At 36.0% G+C, this 16347-nt stretch carries 14 protein-coding genes; 7 read left to right on the top strand and 7 right to left on the bottom strand.

The annotated features are described in order from the left end of the window. Positions 1–6 precede the first annotated feature (6 nt). Entirely contained in the window at positions 7–1314 is a 1308-nt protein-coding gene (aceA, locus tag CRN91_RS06190; RefSeq protein WP_114115567.1) for an isocitrate lyase, read from the bottom strand. A 125-nt stretch (positions 1315–1439) separates the two neighbouring features. On the opposite strand from aceA, the gene CRN91_RS06185 reads away from it, so the two are divergent. The 7 genes from CRN91_RS06185 to CRN91_RS06155 all read left to right on the top strand — a co-directional run bounded on the left by CRN91_RS06185 (position 1440) and on the right by CRN91_RS06155 (position 9815). After that, on the top strand, positions 1440–2129 hold the full coding sequence (locus CRN91_RS06185; RefSeq protein ID WP_114115566.1) for an IclR family transcriptional regulator: 690 nt from the start codon (positions 1440–1442) through the stop codon (positions 2127–2129). Positions 2130–2194: 65 nt separating this feature from the next. Next, on the top strand, positions 2195–3649 hold the full coding sequence (gene betB, locus CRN91_RS06180) for a betaine-aldehyde dehydrogenase (RefSeq protein WP_114115565.1): 1455 nt from the start codon (positions 2195–2197) through the stop codon (positions 3647–3649). 2 nt (positions 3650–3651) lie between these two features. Beyond that, the gene (betA, locus tag CRN91_RS06175; RefSeq protein ID WP_114115564.1) at positions 3652–5343 is read left to right on the top strand and encodes a choline dehydrogenase; all 1692 of its coding nucleotides are present in this window, start codon (positions 3652–3654) and stop codon (positions 5341–5343) included. 82 nt (positions 5344–5425) lie between these two features. Continuing rightward, positions 5426–6628 carry a mandelate racemase/muconate lactonizing enzyme family protein gene (locus CRN91_RS06170; protein ID WP_114115563.1) on the top strand — a complete coding sequence of 401 codons (1203 nt, stop codon included), beginning with the start codon at positions 5426–5428 and terminating at the stop codon, positions 6626–6628. Between the two features lie 22 nt (positions 6629–6650). Beyond that, on the top strand, positions 6651–7616 hold the full coding sequence (locus CRN91_RS06165) for an NAD(P)-dependent oxidoreductase (RefSeq protein WP_114115562.1): 966 nt from the start codon (positions 6651–6653) through the stop codon (positions 7614–7616). A gap of 3 nt (positions 7617–7619) precedes the next feature. Further along, positions 7620–9548 carry a M3 family metallopeptidase gene (locus tag CRN91_RS06160; protein WP_114115561.1) on the top strand — a complete coding sequence of 643 codons (1929 nt, stop codon included), beginning with the start codon at positions 7620–7622 and terminating at the stop codon, positions 9546–9548. Between the two features lie 48 nt (positions 9549–9596). After that, positions 9597–9815 (top strand): hypothetical protein, encoded by a 219-nt coding sequence (locus CRN91_RS06155; RefSeq protein ID WP_114115560.1) that lies wholly within the window; start codon positions 9597–9599, stop codon positions 9813–9815. Positions 9816–9822: 7 nt separating this feature from the next. Here the strand turns inward: CRN91_RS06155 and fabF are convergent, their stop codons facing one another. The 6 genes from fabF to rpoH form a co-directional block, all read right to left on the bottom strand. Beyond that, positions 9823–11064, bottom strand: a complete 1242-nt coding sequence (fabF, locus tag CRN91_RS06150) for a beta-ketoacyl-ACP synthase II (RefSeq protein WP_114115559.1) — start codon at positions 11062–11064, stop codon at positions 9823–9825. Between the two features lie 138 nt (positions 11065–11202). Continuing rightward, on the bottom strand, positions 11203–11430 hold the full coding sequence (gene acpP, locus CRN91_RS06145) for an acyl carrier protein (RefSeq protein WP_114115558.1): 228 nt from the start codon (positions 11428–11430) through the stop codon (positions 11203–11205). Positions 11431–11530: 100 nt separating this feature from the next. Beyond that, on the bottom strand, positions 11531–13414 hold the full coding sequence (parE, locus tag CRN91_RS06140; RefSeq protein WP_114115557.1) for a DNA topoisomerase IV subunit B: 1884 nt from the start codon (positions 13412–13414) through the stop codon (positions 11531–11533). 83 nt (positions 13415–13497) lie between these two features. Further along, positions 13498–15138 (bottom strand): chaperonin GroEL, encoded by a 1641-nt coding sequence (gene groL, locus CRN91_RS06135; RefSeq protein WP_114115556.1) that lies wholly within the window; start codon positions 15136–15138, stop codon positions 13498–13500. 12 nt (positions 15139–15150) lie between these two features. After that, a complete protein-coding gene (locus CRN91_RS06130; RefSeq protein WP_114115555.1) occupies positions 15151–15441 on the bottom strand; it encodes a co-chaperone GroES in 291 nt (96 codons plus the stop codon). 42 nt (positions 15442–15483) lie between these two features. Continuing rightward, positions 15484–16311 (bottom strand): RNA polymerase sigma factor RpoH, encoded by an 828-nt coding sequence (rpoH, locus tag CRN91_RS06125; protein WP_114115554.1) that lies wholly within the window; start codon positions 16309–16311, stop codon positions 15484–15486. Between the last annotated feature and the right edge of the window lie 36 nt (positions 16312–16347).

Here is a 16347-nt window from a genome sequence, read left to right as displayed (position 1 = left end):
TACTTTCTAATTAAACTGCTCTTCCTCAGTAGATCCTTTTAAGGCAGTTACTGAAGATTCGCCTCCTTGAATTACAGTTGTAACATCATCAAAGTACCCAGCCCCAACTTCTTGTTGATGCGAGGCAAAAGTGTACCCTTTTTTAGCAGCATCAAATTCAGGTTCTTGGACTTTATTAACATAATGCTTCATACCCTCACCTTGCGCATATTCATAAGCAAGGTCAAACATGTTATACCACATATTATGGATACCAGCTAAAGTGATGAATTGATACTTATAACCCATTTCAGAGATTTTCTCTTGGAATGAGGCAATTTCAGTTTCATTTAGATGTTTTTTCCAGTTAAATGATGGTGAGCAGTTATAGGCTAGAAGTTGGTTTGGATTCTCAGCAAGAACAGCATCTGCAAATTCTTTGGCAAAACCAAGATCAGGTTTACCAGTTTCACACCATACTAAGTCGGCATATGGAGCATATGCAAGACCTCGAGATATAGATTGCTCAAGTCCATTTTTGACTACATAAAAGCCCTCTACAGTTCTTTTTCCAGTTATAAAGGGCGCATCATAAGGATCAACATCAGAGGTAAGTAAGTTTGCAGCTTCAGAATCTGTTCTGGCTAATAGAAGAGTAGGAACGCCCATCACATCAGCTGCTAAACGAGCAGAAGTAAGTTTTTGAATAGCCTCTTGAGTAGGCACTAAGACCTTACCACCCATATGGCCACATTTTTTTACAGCTGCTAATTGGTCTTCAAAGTGAGCCCCAGCTGCCCCATTCATAATCATATTTTTCATTAATTCAAAAGAATTCAAAACGCCACCAAATCCAGCTTCAGCATCTGCTACGATTGGTAAAAAATAATCAATATATTTGCTATCTTCTTCGTTAGTACCCTGTGCCCATTGTATTTCATCAGCTCTTTTAAATGTATTATTAATTCTTCTAACCATTGTTGGAACCGAGTCATAAGCATAAAGGGATTGATCTGGATACATTGTTTCAGAGGTATTACCATCAGCTGCAACTTGCCATCCTGATAAGTAGATTGCCTCAATACCAGCCTTTGCTTGCTGCATAGCTTGACCAGCTGTAATTGCTCCCATACAGTTTACATAGCCTTTTTTAGATGATCCATTAACCAGATCCCATAATTTTTCAGCACCTCTTCGAGCATATGTGCATTCAGGCTGAACAGAGCCCCTTAATCGAACAACATCTTCTGCAGAGTAAGTTCTCTTAACATTTGCCCATCTAGGATTCTTTTTCCAATCTTTTTCTAATGCTTTTACTTGCTCTTCTCTGTTCATTTATTTTCTCCAATTAAAATTATCATATTTTTCTGATTAAACTTTATTTTTAATAATACCAATAATTTTTTTTTCAAATAATTAGTTTCACTATATAATATTATTTTTTCATATTGTGAAATTAAATGAAATCTATATCAGTTGATAAAAATTACAATGCAATAGAAAAGTGTTTGCAAATCTTATCGATATTTTCATTAGATAAAACTCAATACTCAATTAAAGAGATTTGTGAACTTCTTAACTTCAATTTATCTACAACTTATAGAATTCTCTCAACATTAGAAGAATATGGGTACGTTTCTCGCCTTAAAAATAAAGAATATGTTGTTGGTACTCAGGCGCTATATTTAAGTGCTATTTATACGCAAAGTAATCATTTAGAGCAAATCCGTCCAATTGTTGACCAAATAAGGGACATGTCAGGAGAGACAGCATCCTTCTTTGTTGAAGAGGAAAATAAGCGTATTTGTCTTTATAGAGCTCATTCAAGAGATGAGATTAGACACAACATAGAACAGGGTTCTCGATTAGAGCTTAATCGAGGTGCTTCTGGGCGAATTATTTTGGCATACGGTAAACGTAAAAATGATCTCCAGGGTTTTTATAAAGAAATTAGAGATAAGGGTTATTACCTCTCAATAAATGAACATAATGCTGCACTTTTTGCGCTAGCAGTTCCGGTTATATCAAATAGCAATAAATTTGTAGGTGCTATAGTTATATCAGGGCCAATAAGTCGATTTAATGATGACCAAAAAATAATACTATTAAAACTTCTTAAAGGCCAGTTAAAAAATATTGCTATGCCCTGATATTTAGAACTAAGAATATGTATCATAGTTTTTTTAGTTTTTAAATTTGATTCCTGTCTAAACATATGAAAGAACATCTATACATTCATGGAGCTTGTTACGAATCTAGCTCTGGTGAATCATTTGAAACCATAAATCCTGCTAATGGTAAAGTTATTGCCCATGTTGATCAGGCAAGTGAACATGATGTTGAAAAAGCTATCCAGTCTGCAGAAAAAGGTTTCAAAGTATGGAGCTCTATGACAGCTGTAGAAAGGGGCAGGATACTATTAAAAGCAGTTGCTTTGCTCCGAGAAAGGAATAATGAGATAGCCGCTTTAGAGGTTATTGACTCTGGAAAACCCCTTCAAGAAGCCAATTCTGTAGATATTCACTCAGGTGCAGACGTAATTGAATATTACGCTGGACTGGTTCCTGCTCTTCAAGGAACTCAGCAGGATTTAGATTCTAATACTTTTTATATGTCAAAAAGAGAACCCCTTGGAGTTTGCGTAGGAATTGGAGCTTGGAACTACCCTATACAAATTGCTTGCTGGAAATCTGCAGCCTGTTTAGCAGCTGGTAACTCGATGGTTTTTAAGCCTTCTGAGGAGACTCCCTTGAGTGTTATAAAGCTAGCAGAAATATATACAGAGGCTGGAATGCCACCTGGAGTATTTAACGTGGTGCAAGGAGATTTCCGAGTTGGGCAGTTATTAACGAGACATCCTAGGGTTGCTAAGGTTTCTTTTACTGGAGAAAGTAGTACTGGGAAGAAGGTAATGACAGACGCTTCAGGAACTCTTAAAGAGGTTACTTTAGAGCTTGGTGGTAAATCTCCACTTATTATTTTTGAAGATGCTGATATAGATAATGCTGTATCAGGAGCATTATTGGCTAATTTTTATACGCAAGGAGAAGTTTGTACCAATGGCACTCGAGTTTATGTTCATTCAAAGATTTATGATCAATTTTTAAAAAAAGCTGCCATACGTAGTAAAAAAATAAAGCTTGGTGACCCTATGAATATAGATACACAAATGGGCGCATTAATTAGTTCTAAACAACTTGATAAGGTCATGATATATATTGATAAAGCTAGAGAATCAGGTGCACGACTTATCGTTGGTGGAAGCCGACATAATTCCAAGGAAACAGAGAATGGTTTTTTTGTTGAACCAACAATTTTTGCAGATTGTAAAGATGACTCTGAGCATGTAATTGATGAAATTTTTGGCCCAGTAATGTCAGTTTTAAGTTTTGATAATGAAGATGAAGTTATTAGAAGAGCAAACAACACTAAGTTTGGATTAGCTGCAGGCGTATTTACTAAAAACATCAATCGTGCTCACCGAGTTATCAATCAACTAGAGGCCGGTATTTGTTGGATTAACAGTTGGGGCGACTCTCCTGCAGAAATGCCGGTTGGAGGTTATAAAGAATCTGGAATAGGGCGTGAAAATGGGCCTGAAACTTTAAAGAGTTATACTCAAATTAAAAGTGTTTTTGTGCGCTTAGATAATATTGATAGTCCATATTAAATATGAATAAAGATATTGATTATATTATTGTAGGAGCTGGTTCAGCAGGTTGCGTTCTAGCTAATCGCTTATCTGAGTCTGGAGAGTATCAAGTTGTACTTCTAGAGACTGGAGGAAGTGATAAAAATATTATGATTCAGATGCCTACAGCCTTATCTTACCCAATGAATACTGAAAAGTATGCATGGCAGTTTCATACAGAGCCTGAGCCATACTTAGATAACAGAAAGATGCATTGTCCTAGAGGAAAGGTAATGGGAGGGTCTTCGTCAATTAATGGAATGGTTTATGTTCGTGGCCACGCTCGTGACTTTGATCAGTGGGAAGAAAAGGGCGCAGCTGGCTGGTCTTACAAAGACTGTTTGCCTTACTTCAAGCGCTCAGAAACTTGGTATAAGGGTGAGGATGATTATCGAGGTGGCAACGGACCAGTTGCTACCTCTAATGGAAATAATATGAAGCTTAATCCGCTATATAAGGCTTTTATTGAAGCTGGACAGGATGCTGGCTATCCTAAAACAAGTGACTACAACGGTAAACAACAAGAGGGTTTTGGACCAATGCATATGACAGTTGGTAATGGTGTTCGTTCTTCAACCTCAAATGCTTATATTAAGCCAGCAAAGAATAGGTCTAACCTTAAGATATTAAGTGGAGTTCTAGTCCAAAGGGTGCTTTTAAAAAACAAAGTTGCAAGAGGTGTCGAATACAAAGTAAATGGTAAAACTCAGAAATTAAATGCTAGTAAAGAAGTCATACTTTGTGCTGGCTCCATTGGTTCACCTCAGCTCCTTCAATTATCAGGAATAGGCCCAAAAGAAGTTTTGCAAAGTGCTGGCGTTGAGGTGAAGCATCATTTACCAGGTGTTGGAGAGAATCTTCAAGACCACTTAGAGGTTTATTTTCAATATCATTGTAAGAAGCCAATTACCCTTAATAGTAAATTAAATTTATTTAGTAAAGGATTAATTGGTATTCAATGGGTCTTATCAAAAACTGGGCTAGGTGCAACTAATCACTTCGAATCTTGTGGTTTTATAAGGTCTCGTGTAGGATTAGAGTGGCCTAATATTCAGTATCATTTTCTACCAGCTGCTATGAGGTATGACGGTAATGCTGCAATGAGTGGCCATGGTTATCAGGTCCATGCTGGCGTAAATAAAGTTAATAGTAGGGGTAGTATCAAAATTAATTCCTCGGAAGCTGAAGCGAAACCAACAATATTATTTAATTATTTAGAAGACAAGCAAGATATTCAGGACTGGCGTGATTGTATTCGCCTAACAAGGGAGATATTAAATCAACCTTCACTTGACGAATTCAATGCTGGGGAAGCTAATCCTGGAGATAACATTAATAGTGATGATGAGATAGATGCTTGGGTTAGGGCTAATGTTGAAAGTGCTTACCACCCATCATGTTCTTGCAAAATGGGTGATCTAGAAGACACAATGACGGTTGTTGATAATGAGGGTCGAGTTAACGGCATCCAGAGTTTAAGAGTAATTGATTCTTCCATATTTCCAACTATTCCTAATGGTAATCTTAATGGCCCTACAATAATGTTAGCAGAGAAAATGGCTGATGTTGTGCTTGGTAAAACCCCTCTTAAGGCAATGAATAATGATGTTTGGATTGATCCAAGTTGGAAAAAAACTCAGCGATTGACTGATCCTAAAAGATCTCTTACTTGAAATGTATAAATCAGTTGAAAATTTGTTTGCATTTTTTTTTAAATATGTATAAAAATATCGTTATAACTTAAACTTTTTTCTAATGAAAGTAGCCAAATTAAAAACTTATATCGTAGCAACGCCTAAACCACATTTAGGAGGGATGTACTGGATATTTGTCAGCATTGAAACTAAATGTGGAATTATTGGTATTGGTGAAATCTATGCTGGATTATTTCATCCTGAGATTGTCACTAAAGCAACTATAGACGTTTTTGAACGATACTTAAAAGGTCATGACCCTCATCATGTTGAGCGTTTTTTTAGAGAGTGTTTTTCGAGTGGGTTTACTCAAAGACCAGATTTAACGATGATGGGTATTTTAAGTGGTCTTGAGATGGCTTGTTGGGATGTAATTGGAAAAGCTGCAGATAAGCCAATTTATGAGCTTATAGGTGGGAAAGTTCATCATAAGTTGCGCTCTTATACTTATTTGTATCCAGAGGATGCAAATGGAACTCTAGATTATGAAGATTCAGAACTTGGGGTCGAGTCGGCTGTTAAATTTATGGAGCAAGGTTTTAGTGCTATTAAATTTGATCCTGCAGGTCCTTATTCTATCTACTCTGGCCATCAAATATCAATGAGTCGATTAGACCATTGTGAGAATTATTGCAGGAAAATTAGAGAAGCTGTAGGAAATAAATGCGATATCCTTATTGGAACTCATGGACAGTTAAGTCCAGCATCTGCCATCCGCCTAGCAAAAAGACTTGAGCAGTTTGACCCCCTTTGGTTCGAGGAGCCAGTTCCACCAGGCCAGTCAGGTGCTATGGCTGAGGTTGCTAAAAATACTAGCATTCCAGTTGCAACAGGTGAAAGGTTGACAACTAAGTATGAATTCTTTGATGTCTTAAAAAATAATTCTGCCTCAATAATACAAATGAATTTAGGGCGTGTTGGTGGTATTTTGGAAGCAAAAAAAATAGCCAGTATTGCAGAAGTGTTTTATTGTCAAATTGCTCCTCACTTATATAATGGTCCAGTTGGAGCTGCTGCAAGCATTCAGCTTGCTACAGCTTCACCTAACTTCCTAATTATGGAGAGTATTAAAACTTGGGATGGATTTCATTCGGAAGTTTTAATGGATCCTTTAAATTGTAAAAATGGCAATATTATTACATCAAACAAGCCTGGTTTAGGTATTGAGCTTAATCTTAAAGTTTTAGAGTCTAATTCACCATATACTGGAAAAAAACTCCATCTTTCGATGGACTCTAATCCTTATTATGGTGAAGATGATTAAATTAATTCTATAGGAGTTATAAATGAAAGTTGGTTTTATAGGTTTAGGTAATGCAGGAAGTAAACTTGCTGGAAGTTTATTAAGAAATGGCATTGATCTTACAGTCATAGATTTAGATAAGAATTTGGTTAGTGATTTTGTAAAGAGAGGTGCAAAGAGTGAAAATTCTCCTAAAGAAATGGCTGAAAATTGTGACGTAATTATTACTTGTCTACCTTCACCTAAAGCATGTTCAGAGGTAATGGAATCAACTAATGGTGTTCTAGAGGGACTAAGTAAAGGTAAGATATGGCTAGAAATGAGCACAACAGATGAGGCTGAAATTAGACGAATTGGTGCTTTAGTTAAAAAGGCTGGCGCTTTAGCTATTGATTGTCCAGTTTCTGGTGGTTGTCATAGAGCAGATACAGGAAATATTTCAATTTTTGCTGGGTGCACAAGAGAGGCCTTTGATATGGTATTGCCAATTTTGACGACTATGGGACGCCGAGTTCTCCATACAGGCGTTCTTGGGACCGCCTCAAAGCTTAAAGTTATGACGAATTATTTAGCAACTGTAAATTTAGTTTCAATTGCTGAAGCTTTAACGACCATGAAATCTCTTGGTATGGATATGAATGTTACCTATGAGGCGATTAAAGCCTCCTCAGGAAATTCATTTGTACATGAAACCGAGTCGCAAGTTATTCTTAATGGGAGTAGGGATATAAGCTTTACGATGGATTTAGTTTCTAAAGATATAGGGATATTTCATGAGCTTGCTAAGCGACAAGGTTTAGATTTAGAAATGGCCCCCTTGATTGTGGATATTTTTAAAGACGGTGAAAAAAGATATGGACCTCGAGAATTTTCTTCAAATATTATTAAAAGACTTGAAGAGATGGCAAACGTAGAGGTTTTAGGGGCTGGCTTCCCTCCAGAAATGATTGATGATGAGCCTGAAGAGGCTGGTTATGAAGTGATAATTAATGGCCGACAGGATTATTGAAATATGAAAAATACTCAGACTCCAAATTTTAAACCTGAAAATATTGTTCACAATATTTCTCAGTTAACAAAAGATGCTTTAATAAAATCTTCACAAGCAAGTAAGGGTAATGACTGGGAGAGTGTAATGGGTATATTGGATGAATCAGAGCATTTTTTGGGAAGGGAGATGAGTGTCAACTCACACCTTAATGCGGTAATTTTTTCTGAGTCATTTAATGAGCAATATGAGAAAACCCTACCAATTATTTCAAATTACTACAGTGAGATTGGTGCTAATAAGCCTCTTTATATGGCTATAAAAGGCCTAAATAATGTAAATCTAAATAATCAGCAAAAGCATATTGTTAAAGAGACAATCAGGGGTTTTGAACTTTCTGGAGTTGGACTAGAAGGTAAAGCTTCAGAAAGGTATAAGGCCATTCAAGAACAACTAAGTATTCTGAGTAATCAGTTTTCAAAGAATGTTCTTCAAGCAACTAATTCTTGGAAAAAAATTGTTTCTTTGGATGATCTTAAGGGCTATGGGAAAGATGAGTTATTAAAAATTAAAGATAGTGAAAAGTATGTTTTAAATCTGCAAATCCCAGTTTATATTGATCTTATGACTTATGCTGAAAATAGAAGTCTTAGAGAGGAGGTATACCTTGCTTATATTTCTAGAGCTTCAGATGTTGGCATTACTCCAAAGAAATTTGACAACCAAACAGTAATGAATGAAATCTTAGAACTACGTTTTGAGATGGCAAAATTATTAGGTTTATCAAATTATGCAGAGTATTCAGTCCAATCAAAGATGGTAGAGTCGCCACAAATGGTTATTGATTTTTTGGAGAATCTTATTAAATTATCATTGCCTCAAGCAAAAAATGAACTAAATGAATTGGAAGCTTTTGCTGGACACCCTTTAAAGCCTTGGGATTTAATGTTTTATTCAGAGAAACTTAAACAAAAAATATTTGATTTTAAGAGCTCTGATTTAAAACCATTTTTCCCTGAAAAAAGTGTATTTAATGGTCTTTTTTCAACTATTGAGAGTCTTTATGGAATTAATCTTGAAGAGATAAATGAGGAGTCTTACCATCCTGATGTTAGAGTTATTAAGATTGAAAGCAAGGATGGACCAATAGGGCGTATTTATCTTGATGTTTATGCCAGAGAAAATAAACGAGGTGGAGCCTGGATGTCAGATTTTCAAGGGTTATACAATGATGCATTGCCAGTTGCCTTTGTAGTTTGTAATTTAAATTCACCAAATGAAGGAAAACCAGCGCTTTTTGATTTTGATGAGATAGTCACAATTTTTCATGAGTTTGGACATGCACTTCATCATTTATTGACTAAAGTAAGGTTTCCATGTGCAGCAGGTATTAGTGGTGTTCCATGGGATGGTGTTGAACTACCAAGTCAGTACATGGAAAATTTTTGTTATGAAAGGGGTGTGATTGATTTAATTTCAGGCCACTGGGAAACTCATGAGAAATTACCTGATAATTTATTTAAAAAGCTAACTGATTCAAAAAATTTTCAATCAGGTCTTCAAATGCTTCGCCAGTGCGAGTTTTCACTATGGGACATCAACACGCATATCTCATTAGATAATACTTATAAAATTCTTGATAAAGTTAGGGAAAAGACTTCTCTAATTCCAGTAGTAAATGAGAATCGTTTTCTGAACTCTTTTTCTCATATTTTTAGTGGCGGCTATGCTGCTGGATATTTTAGTTATAAATGGGCAGAGGTATTAGCTGCAGATGCTTATGAACACGTCAGGAATAATGGTGGAATTGGCTCTAAAACTGCTAACGAATTTCGAGAGTGTATTTTAGAGGTAGGGGGTAGTCTTGATTTTATGCAGCAATATATAAAATTTAGAGGAAGTAGGCCAAAAATAGATGGCTTGTTAAAGGCCTCTGGAATACAATTAAAGTAATAAAAACTTGGTACAATACGATTTAATTATGATTAATGGTAAAAATAAATGATAAAGTATTTATTAGGCGCAATTCTTGCCTTAGCAATTATTGGCGGTGCTTTTACGTTCAAGACAGATGATCATAGTTGGCAATTAATAATTCATAAAAAAGAGGCTCTAAATAGTGTTACTAATGGAGCACTTAGAATTTACAAATTAGGACGAGGGTTAATCTCAGATAATGAGATAGTAGATGCTTCTGCAATAATACTAGAGGATGACTAAAGGTCTCTTAGTCTATCTTTGAGATAACGATAGAACCGTTTGTACCCCCAAATCCAAAAGAATTTGAAATTACATGATTAATCTTCATTTCTCTTGACTCATTAGCAGCATAATCTAAATCACAATCTGGATCCTGATTAAAAATATTTATTGTTGGAGGTGCTATTTGATCTCTAATTGCAAGTGTTGAGAATACTGCCTCTATACCACCTGCAGCACCTAGAAGGTGCCCAGTCATTGATTTAGTAGAGCTCATAACTATATTTTTGGAGTGATAGCCAAGCGCTAATTTAGCAGCATCTGTTTCGGCAATATCTCCAGCAGGTGTAGAGGTTCCATGAGCATTGATATAATCTAGCTGTCCAGAATTAATACCTGCATTATTCATTGCGTTTTTCATACATCTTGCGGCACCTTCTCCACCCTGAGATGGAAGTGTCATATGATAGGCATCACTGCTCATTCCATAACCTGAAAGTTCACCATAAATATGAGCACCACGTTTTTTTGCATGTTCATATTCTTCTAGCACTACAACTCCTGCACCATCACCTAGAACAAAGCCATCTCTATCAATATCCCAAGGTCTTGAAGCTGTTTTGGGATCATTATTTCTGGTTGATAGAGCTCTAGCTGCTGCAAAGCCTCCTAATCCACAGTTAGTTGTTGACATTTCGGTGCCACCAGCAATCATTACATCAGCATCTCCATATTCAATGATTCTTGAAGCATCCCCAATGTTATGTGTTCCTGTAGTACAAGCTGTGACAATGGCAAAATTTGGGCCTTTTAAGCCATATTTAATGGACATATTGCCTGATACCATATTGATAATAGAAGAGGGTACAAAAAATGGTGATATTCTCTTTGGACCTTTTTCTCTAAAAAGATCAGCCGTTTTTTCTATAGTTGTTAACCCACCAATACCAGCACCAATTGCAACTCCAATTTTCTCTGAATTAGAATCTGTGACTTCAATACCACTATCTTCAAATGCTTGGATGCCAGCAGCCATTCCATAATGGATAAAAATATCCATTTTTTTGGCTTCCTTAGGAGTTAGATATTGAGAAACATCAAATTCTTTTACAGCTCCTCCAAACTTAACAGTTTGCATTGAGGTATCAAGGTTTTCTAACAGTGAAATACCAGATACACCATTGATAATATTGGCCCAAGAATCATTAACATTGTTTCCTACGGGGCAAACAATTCCCAGTCCGGTTATTACTACTCTTCTTTTACTCATATAAGATCTTTTTAATTACGAAAAAATATAATTTATTAGTAATATTTTAATGATGATTTAGAAATATATTTTATATAAAAAAAAAGCGCTTACTTTTTTAAAAGTAAGCGCCTACATAATTTTTATTTTTATAAGAATTTAAGTATTTGCGTTGATATAGTCAATAGCCTGTTGAACTGTAGTAATATTTTCAGCTTCCTCATCAGCAATTTCACAATCAAACTCTTCCTCAAGAGACATAACTAGCTCAACAGTATCTAACGAATCAGCCCCTAAGTCATCTATAAAGGAAGCATTATTGTCAATTTCACCACTAACATCTAATTGCTCACTTACAACTTTACGTACTCTATCTTCAATACTCATTTTGAGTTAAATCCTTATAAGTTAAAAGTTTATATTTTAGCTTCAAAAAGAGCCAATATAATTAAATTTTAAATATTTATTAGTTCACTAAAAATACAATTTAGACATTAGCAAGATTACCTTTAGTTTCTAACCATGACTTTCTATCAGATGCTCTTTTTTTAGAAAGAAGCATATCCATAGTTTCAGAAACTTGAAGAGGGTGATCAAGAGTAAGCTGAATTAATCTTCTCGTATCGGGCTGCATAGTAGTCTCTCTAAGTTGCTTTGGATTCATTTCACCTAATCCTTTAAATCTTTGTACTTGAATTTTTTGACGCTTATTTTCTTTTAGAAGCTTAGCTTCAAAAGCCTCCTTCTCTTTATCATCTAAAGCATAAAAAACTTGTTTTCCAGCGTCAATTCTATAGAGAGGGGGCATCGCCACATAGACGTGTCCAGAACGAACTAACTTAGGGAAGTGTTTGACGAATAAAGCACAAATAAGAGTAGCAATATGAAGTCCATCTGAATCAGCATCTGCTAAGATACAAATTTTTCCATACCTGAGACCTGAGAGATCATTATTATCTGGCTCTAAGCCAATTGCAACACTTATATCGTGTATTTCATTAGAAGCTAAAACCTGAGATGAATCTACTTCCCAAGTGTTAAGGATTTTGCCTCGAAGTGGGAGGATTGCTTGATATTCTTTATCCCTTGCTTGTTTTGCCGAGCCACCAGCAGAATCTCCTTCAACTAAAAAGACCTCAGTTTGATCTAGATCAACACTGGTGCAGTCAGATAGCTTTCCTGGAAGGGCAGGACCACTAACAATTTTTTTACGAATTACTTTCTTTGCTGTCTTAAGTCTTGATTGGGCATTAAGAATTGCTAATTCAGCAATCTTTTCAGCAATATCAGTATGCTGGTTAAGCCATAAACTAAAAGAGTCTTTTACTACACCTGACACAAACGAAGCACATTCTCTTGATGAGAGTCTCTCCTTGGTTTGACCAGAAAATTGTGGGTCAAGTATCTTGATTGAGAGTACAAAAGCAATTTTTTGCCATACATCATCAGGAGTTAATTTAATATTTTTTGGGATAAGACTTCTAAATTCACAGAATTCTTTAAGTGCATCAGTAAGACCTGATCTAAGGCCGTTAACATGGGTTCCACCTCCAATCGTAGGAATTAAATTAACAAAACTTTCTGCAGTTATATTGCTGGTATTTTCAGTCCAAGTTAATGCGCAATCAAGTTGCTCTTCTTTTGATTTAAATGAAATAACAAAAGGTATCATTGGAATACATTCGAGTCCATCAAGAGAAGCTTGAAGGTAATCTTTTATGCCTTCTTTAAAGATCCATTTATCTACCGTTTCATCTATTTCATTTTCAAAGTTTACCTCTAGACCTGGGCAAAGAACAGCCTTTGATCTTAGGTTGTGTCGAAGTCTACTAATAGAAAATTTATTAGAATCAAAATATTGAGGATCAGGAACAAATTTAATTAAGGTACCCGTATTACGTTTTCCAACCTCACCAATTTCTTTAAGTTCATCAACTTTGATACTTGATTCAAACTTCATATAGTACAGCTTTGCTTCTCTTTTAATCCAAATCTCAATGGAACTTGACAGAGCATTGACTACTGATATCCCTACACCATGGAGTCCTCCTGAAAACTGATAGGAGTCATTAGAAAATTTACCACCTGCATGAAGTTTCGTCAGAATAACTTCAACAGCAGGAGTCCCTTCTTTTGGATGAATATCTATTGGGATACCTCTTCCATTATCCTCAACTGACATTGAGCCATCTTTATGAAGAGTGACATTAATCTGAGTGGCGTAACCTGATACCGCCTCATCGACACTATTATCTATAACTTCTTGAGCAAGATGATTAGGGTTTTCGGTATCTGTATACATGCCTGGGCGTTTCTTTACAGGCTCTAGACCAGTTAAAACTTCAATTGAGGAGGCGTCGTAATTAGACATAGTTTGAGTAGGAAATAATAGCCAATAATCATACCAAAAAAAAACCCCAAAAAATGGGGCTTTTTTTTGAAATATACTTAGTTTTACATCATGCCAGGCATTCCACCACCCATACCACCCATATCAGGCATAGCTGGTCCAGAATCTTGAGGCATATCGGTAACCATGGCTTCAGTTGTTATCATGAGACCTGAAATACTTGCTGCATGTTGAAGGGCTGCGCGAGTTACTTTAGTTGGATCTAAAATACCCATCTTAAGCATATCACCATACTCTTCACTTGCCGCATTGTATCCAAAGTTTCCTTTACCCTTAAGGACTTCATTTAAAACGACTGACGCTTCACCACCACCGTTAGAAACTATTTGTCTTAAAGGCTCCTCTAGAGCACGTTTACAAATGCTAATACCAACATCCTGATCACTATTATCACCCTTAAGTGAATTTAGTGAAGAAATAGCGCGAACAAATGCAACACCACCTCCAGGAACAACACCTTCTTCAACCGCTGCACGAGTCGCATGAAGTGCATCATCTACACGGTCTTTTTTCTCTTTCATTTCAACTTCAGTTGCTGCACCAACTTTAATTACTGCAACACCACCAGATAGCTTAGCTAAACGCTCTTGAAGTTTTTCTTTATCATAGTCTGAACTAGTAGCATCAATCTGTGTTTTGATTTGACCAATGCGAGCAGTAATATTCTTTTTAGCACCAGCACCATCAATAACAGTAGTATTATCTTTACCAATTTCAATACGTTTTGCAGTTCCTAGATGTTCTTCAGTAATTGCTTCTAATGAAAGACCGACTTCTTCTGAGATTACAGTAGCTCCAGTAAGGACAGCAATATCTTCCAATATAGCTTTACGGCGATCACCAAAACCCGGTGCTTTAACAGCCGCAACTTTAACTATTCCGCGCATGTTGTTAACAACTAATGTTGCTAATGCCTCACCTTCAATATCTTCAGCAATAATTAATAAAGGTTTTCCAGCTTTTTGAACAGCTTCAAGTGCTGGAAGTAAGTCACGGATATTTGCAATTTTTGCATCATGGAGAAGTATAAAAGGATGCTCTAAATCTGAAGTCATAGACTCCTGATTATTAATAAAATAGGGAGAAAGGTAACCTCTATCAAACTGCATACCTTCTACCACATCAAGTTCATTTTCAAGGGTAGAGCCTTCCTCAACTGTAATTACACCTTCTTTTCCAACCTTTTCCATTGCTTCGGCAATTATTGCGCCAACAGATGTGTCTGAATTTGCAGAGATTGTTCCAACTTGGGCAATTGCATCACTATTCTTACAAGGCTGAGATGATTTTTGTAAGGCTGCAACAACAACTTCTGTTGCCTTATCAATGCCTCTTTTTAAATCCATCGGATTCATACCTGCTGCAACTGATTTAACACCTTCAGATATAAGAGATTGAGCTAATACTGTAGCAGTAGTTGTTCCATCACCAGCTATATCATTTGTTTTTGAAGCTACTTCCTTAACCATTTGAGCACCCATATTTTCAAACTTGCCTTCGAGCTCAATTTCTTGTGCAACCGATACACCATCTTTTGTAATAGATGGTGCTCCAAATGATTTATCAATAACTACATTTCTTCCCTTTGGACCCAGAGTAACCTTAACTGCATTTGCAAGTGTGTTAACACCTGACATCATTAAATCTCTAGCTTCTGAGCTAAACTTTACGTCTTTTGCTGACATTATATATCTCCTTTATTCTTCAATTACTGCAACAATTTCATCTTCGCTCATCACAAGAAGTTTTTCCTCTCCAACTGTGATTTCAGCACCTGAATATTGGCCGAACATTACTGTATCGCCAACTTTCACATCCAATGGAATTAAATCACCTTGGGCGCTAACTCTGCCATTACCTGCAGCAACTACTTCACCTCTAGAAGGTTTTTCAGTTGATGAATCAGGAATAATTAAGCCACTAGCTGTTGTTTTCTTTTCTTCTACTCTTCGAACGATAACACGATCGTGTAAGGGACGGATTTCCATTTTCTCTCCTAATTTTGGAAAATAAATTTGTCGTTAAAGGGTTTAACCTTCTAGACGTTCTTTAAGCTTTTTGATAGCTTTGTTTTCAAGTTGACGAACCCTTTCAGCAGAAACACCATACTTGTCTGCTAATGTATGTAGGGTCAACTTTTCTTCTTTCAAGTACCTAGATTGTAAAATATCGATACTTCTTTCATCTAAGGATGAGAGAGCTTGATAAAGCTTGTTATGTTGGTCTTCTTGATTTTTATTATTAATTACTAATTGTTCAGGCGTTTTGCCAGGATCAGCAAGATATTGCTCTGGTGTATATACATCTTCATCATCATTAACTTCAAAAGCTATATCATTTAACTGGAGTCTTGATTCCATTTCAATAACATCTTTTTCTCTAACCCCTAAATCAGCAGCAATTACCTGAGCTTGTTCACTAGTTAGTGATTGAAATATGTTTGATTTTGCTTGCTTTAACTTAAAAAATAGTTTTCTCTGTGCCTTCGTTGTTGCAACTTTAACAATTTTCCAATTTTTAAATATATATTCATGAATTTCAGCACGAATCCAGTACACAGCAAAAGAGGACAACCTAACCTTTTTATGAGGATTAAATCGCTTAACTGCCTTCATTAAACCAATTGTACCTTCTTGAATTAAATCAGCTTGTTCAAGTCCATAGCCTTTATATCCATGAGCAATAAAAGCAACAAAGCGCATATGAGCTAATACAAGTTTTTTTGCTGCAATTAAGCTCTCATTTTCATAGAGCTCAATAGCTAACTCATATTCTTGTTCTGGGGTAAGGATTGGCGGGTACTTTTGTACCTCCAGATCTCTAGCTGTATTCTTAATGGATAACGCAAATTCACTCATAAATTCTCTTCATAAGATAATTGAGGGTTAAATTAT

The organism is Candidatus Thioglobus sp. NP1 (genome assembly GCF_003326015.1).
In the GTDB taxonomy this organism is placed as follows: Bacteria; Pseudomonadota; Gammaproteobacteria; order PS1; family Pseudothioglobaceae; genus Pseudothioglobus; species Pseudothioglobus singularis_A.
The sequence above is the reverse complement of the archived record's forward strand: the minus strand, read 5'-3'. Positions and strand labels throughout refer to the sequence as shown.

Coding starts and splice junctions, on each gene's coding strand:
- CRN91_RS06185 (WP_114115566.1), top strand. CDS start 1,440: ATGAAATCTATATCAGTTGATAAAAATTACAATGCAATAGAAAAGTGT.
- betA (WP_114115564.1), top strand. CDS start 3,652: ATGAATAAAGATATTGATTATATTATTGTAGGAGCTGGTTCAGCAGGT.
- fabF (WP_114115559.1), bottom strand. CDS start 11,064: ATGAGTAAAAGAAGAGTAGTAATAACCGGACTGGGAATTGTTTGCCCC.
- CRN91_RS06130 (WP_114115555.1), bottom strand. CDS start 15,441: ATGGAAATCCGTCCCTTACACGATCGTGTTATCGTTCGAAGAGTAGAA.
- CRN91_RS06165 (WP_114115562.1), top strand. CDS start 6,651: ATGAAAGTTGGTTTTATAGGTTTAGGTAATGCAGGAAGTAAACTTGCT.
- CRN91_RS06160 (WP_114115561.1), top strand. CDS start 7,620: ATGAAAAATACTCAGACTCCAAATTTTAAACCTGAAAATATTGTTCAC.
- CRN91_RS06170 (WP_114115563.1), top strand. CDS start 5,426: ATGAAAGTAGCCAAATTAAAAACTTATATCGTAGCAACGCCTAAACCA.
- groL (WP_114115556.1), bottom strand. CDS start 15,138: ATGTCAGCAAAAGACGTAAAGTTTAGCTCAGAAGCTAGAGATTTAATG.
- CRN91_RS06155 (WP_114115560.1), top strand. CDS start 9,597: ATGATAAAGTATTTATTAGGCGCAATTCTTGCCTTAGCAATTATTGGC.
- acpP (WP_114115558.1), bottom strand. CDS start 11,430: ATGAGTATTGAAGATAGAGTACGTAAAGTTGTAAGTGAGCAATTAGAT.
- rpoH (WP_114115554.1), bottom strand. CDS start 16,311: ATGAGTGAATTTGCGTTATCCATTAAGAATACAGCTAGAGATCTGGAG.
- aceA (WP_114115567.1), bottom strand. CDS start 1,314: ATGAACAGAGAAGAGCAAGTAAAAGCATTAGAAAAAGATTGGAAAAAG.
- betB (WP_114115565.1), top strand. CDS start 2,195: ATGAAAGAACATCTATACATTCATGGAGCTTGTTACGAATCTAGCTCT.
- parE (WP_114115557.1), bottom strand. CDS start 13,414: ATGTCTAATTACGACGCCTCCTCAATTGAAGTTTTAACTGGTCTAGAG.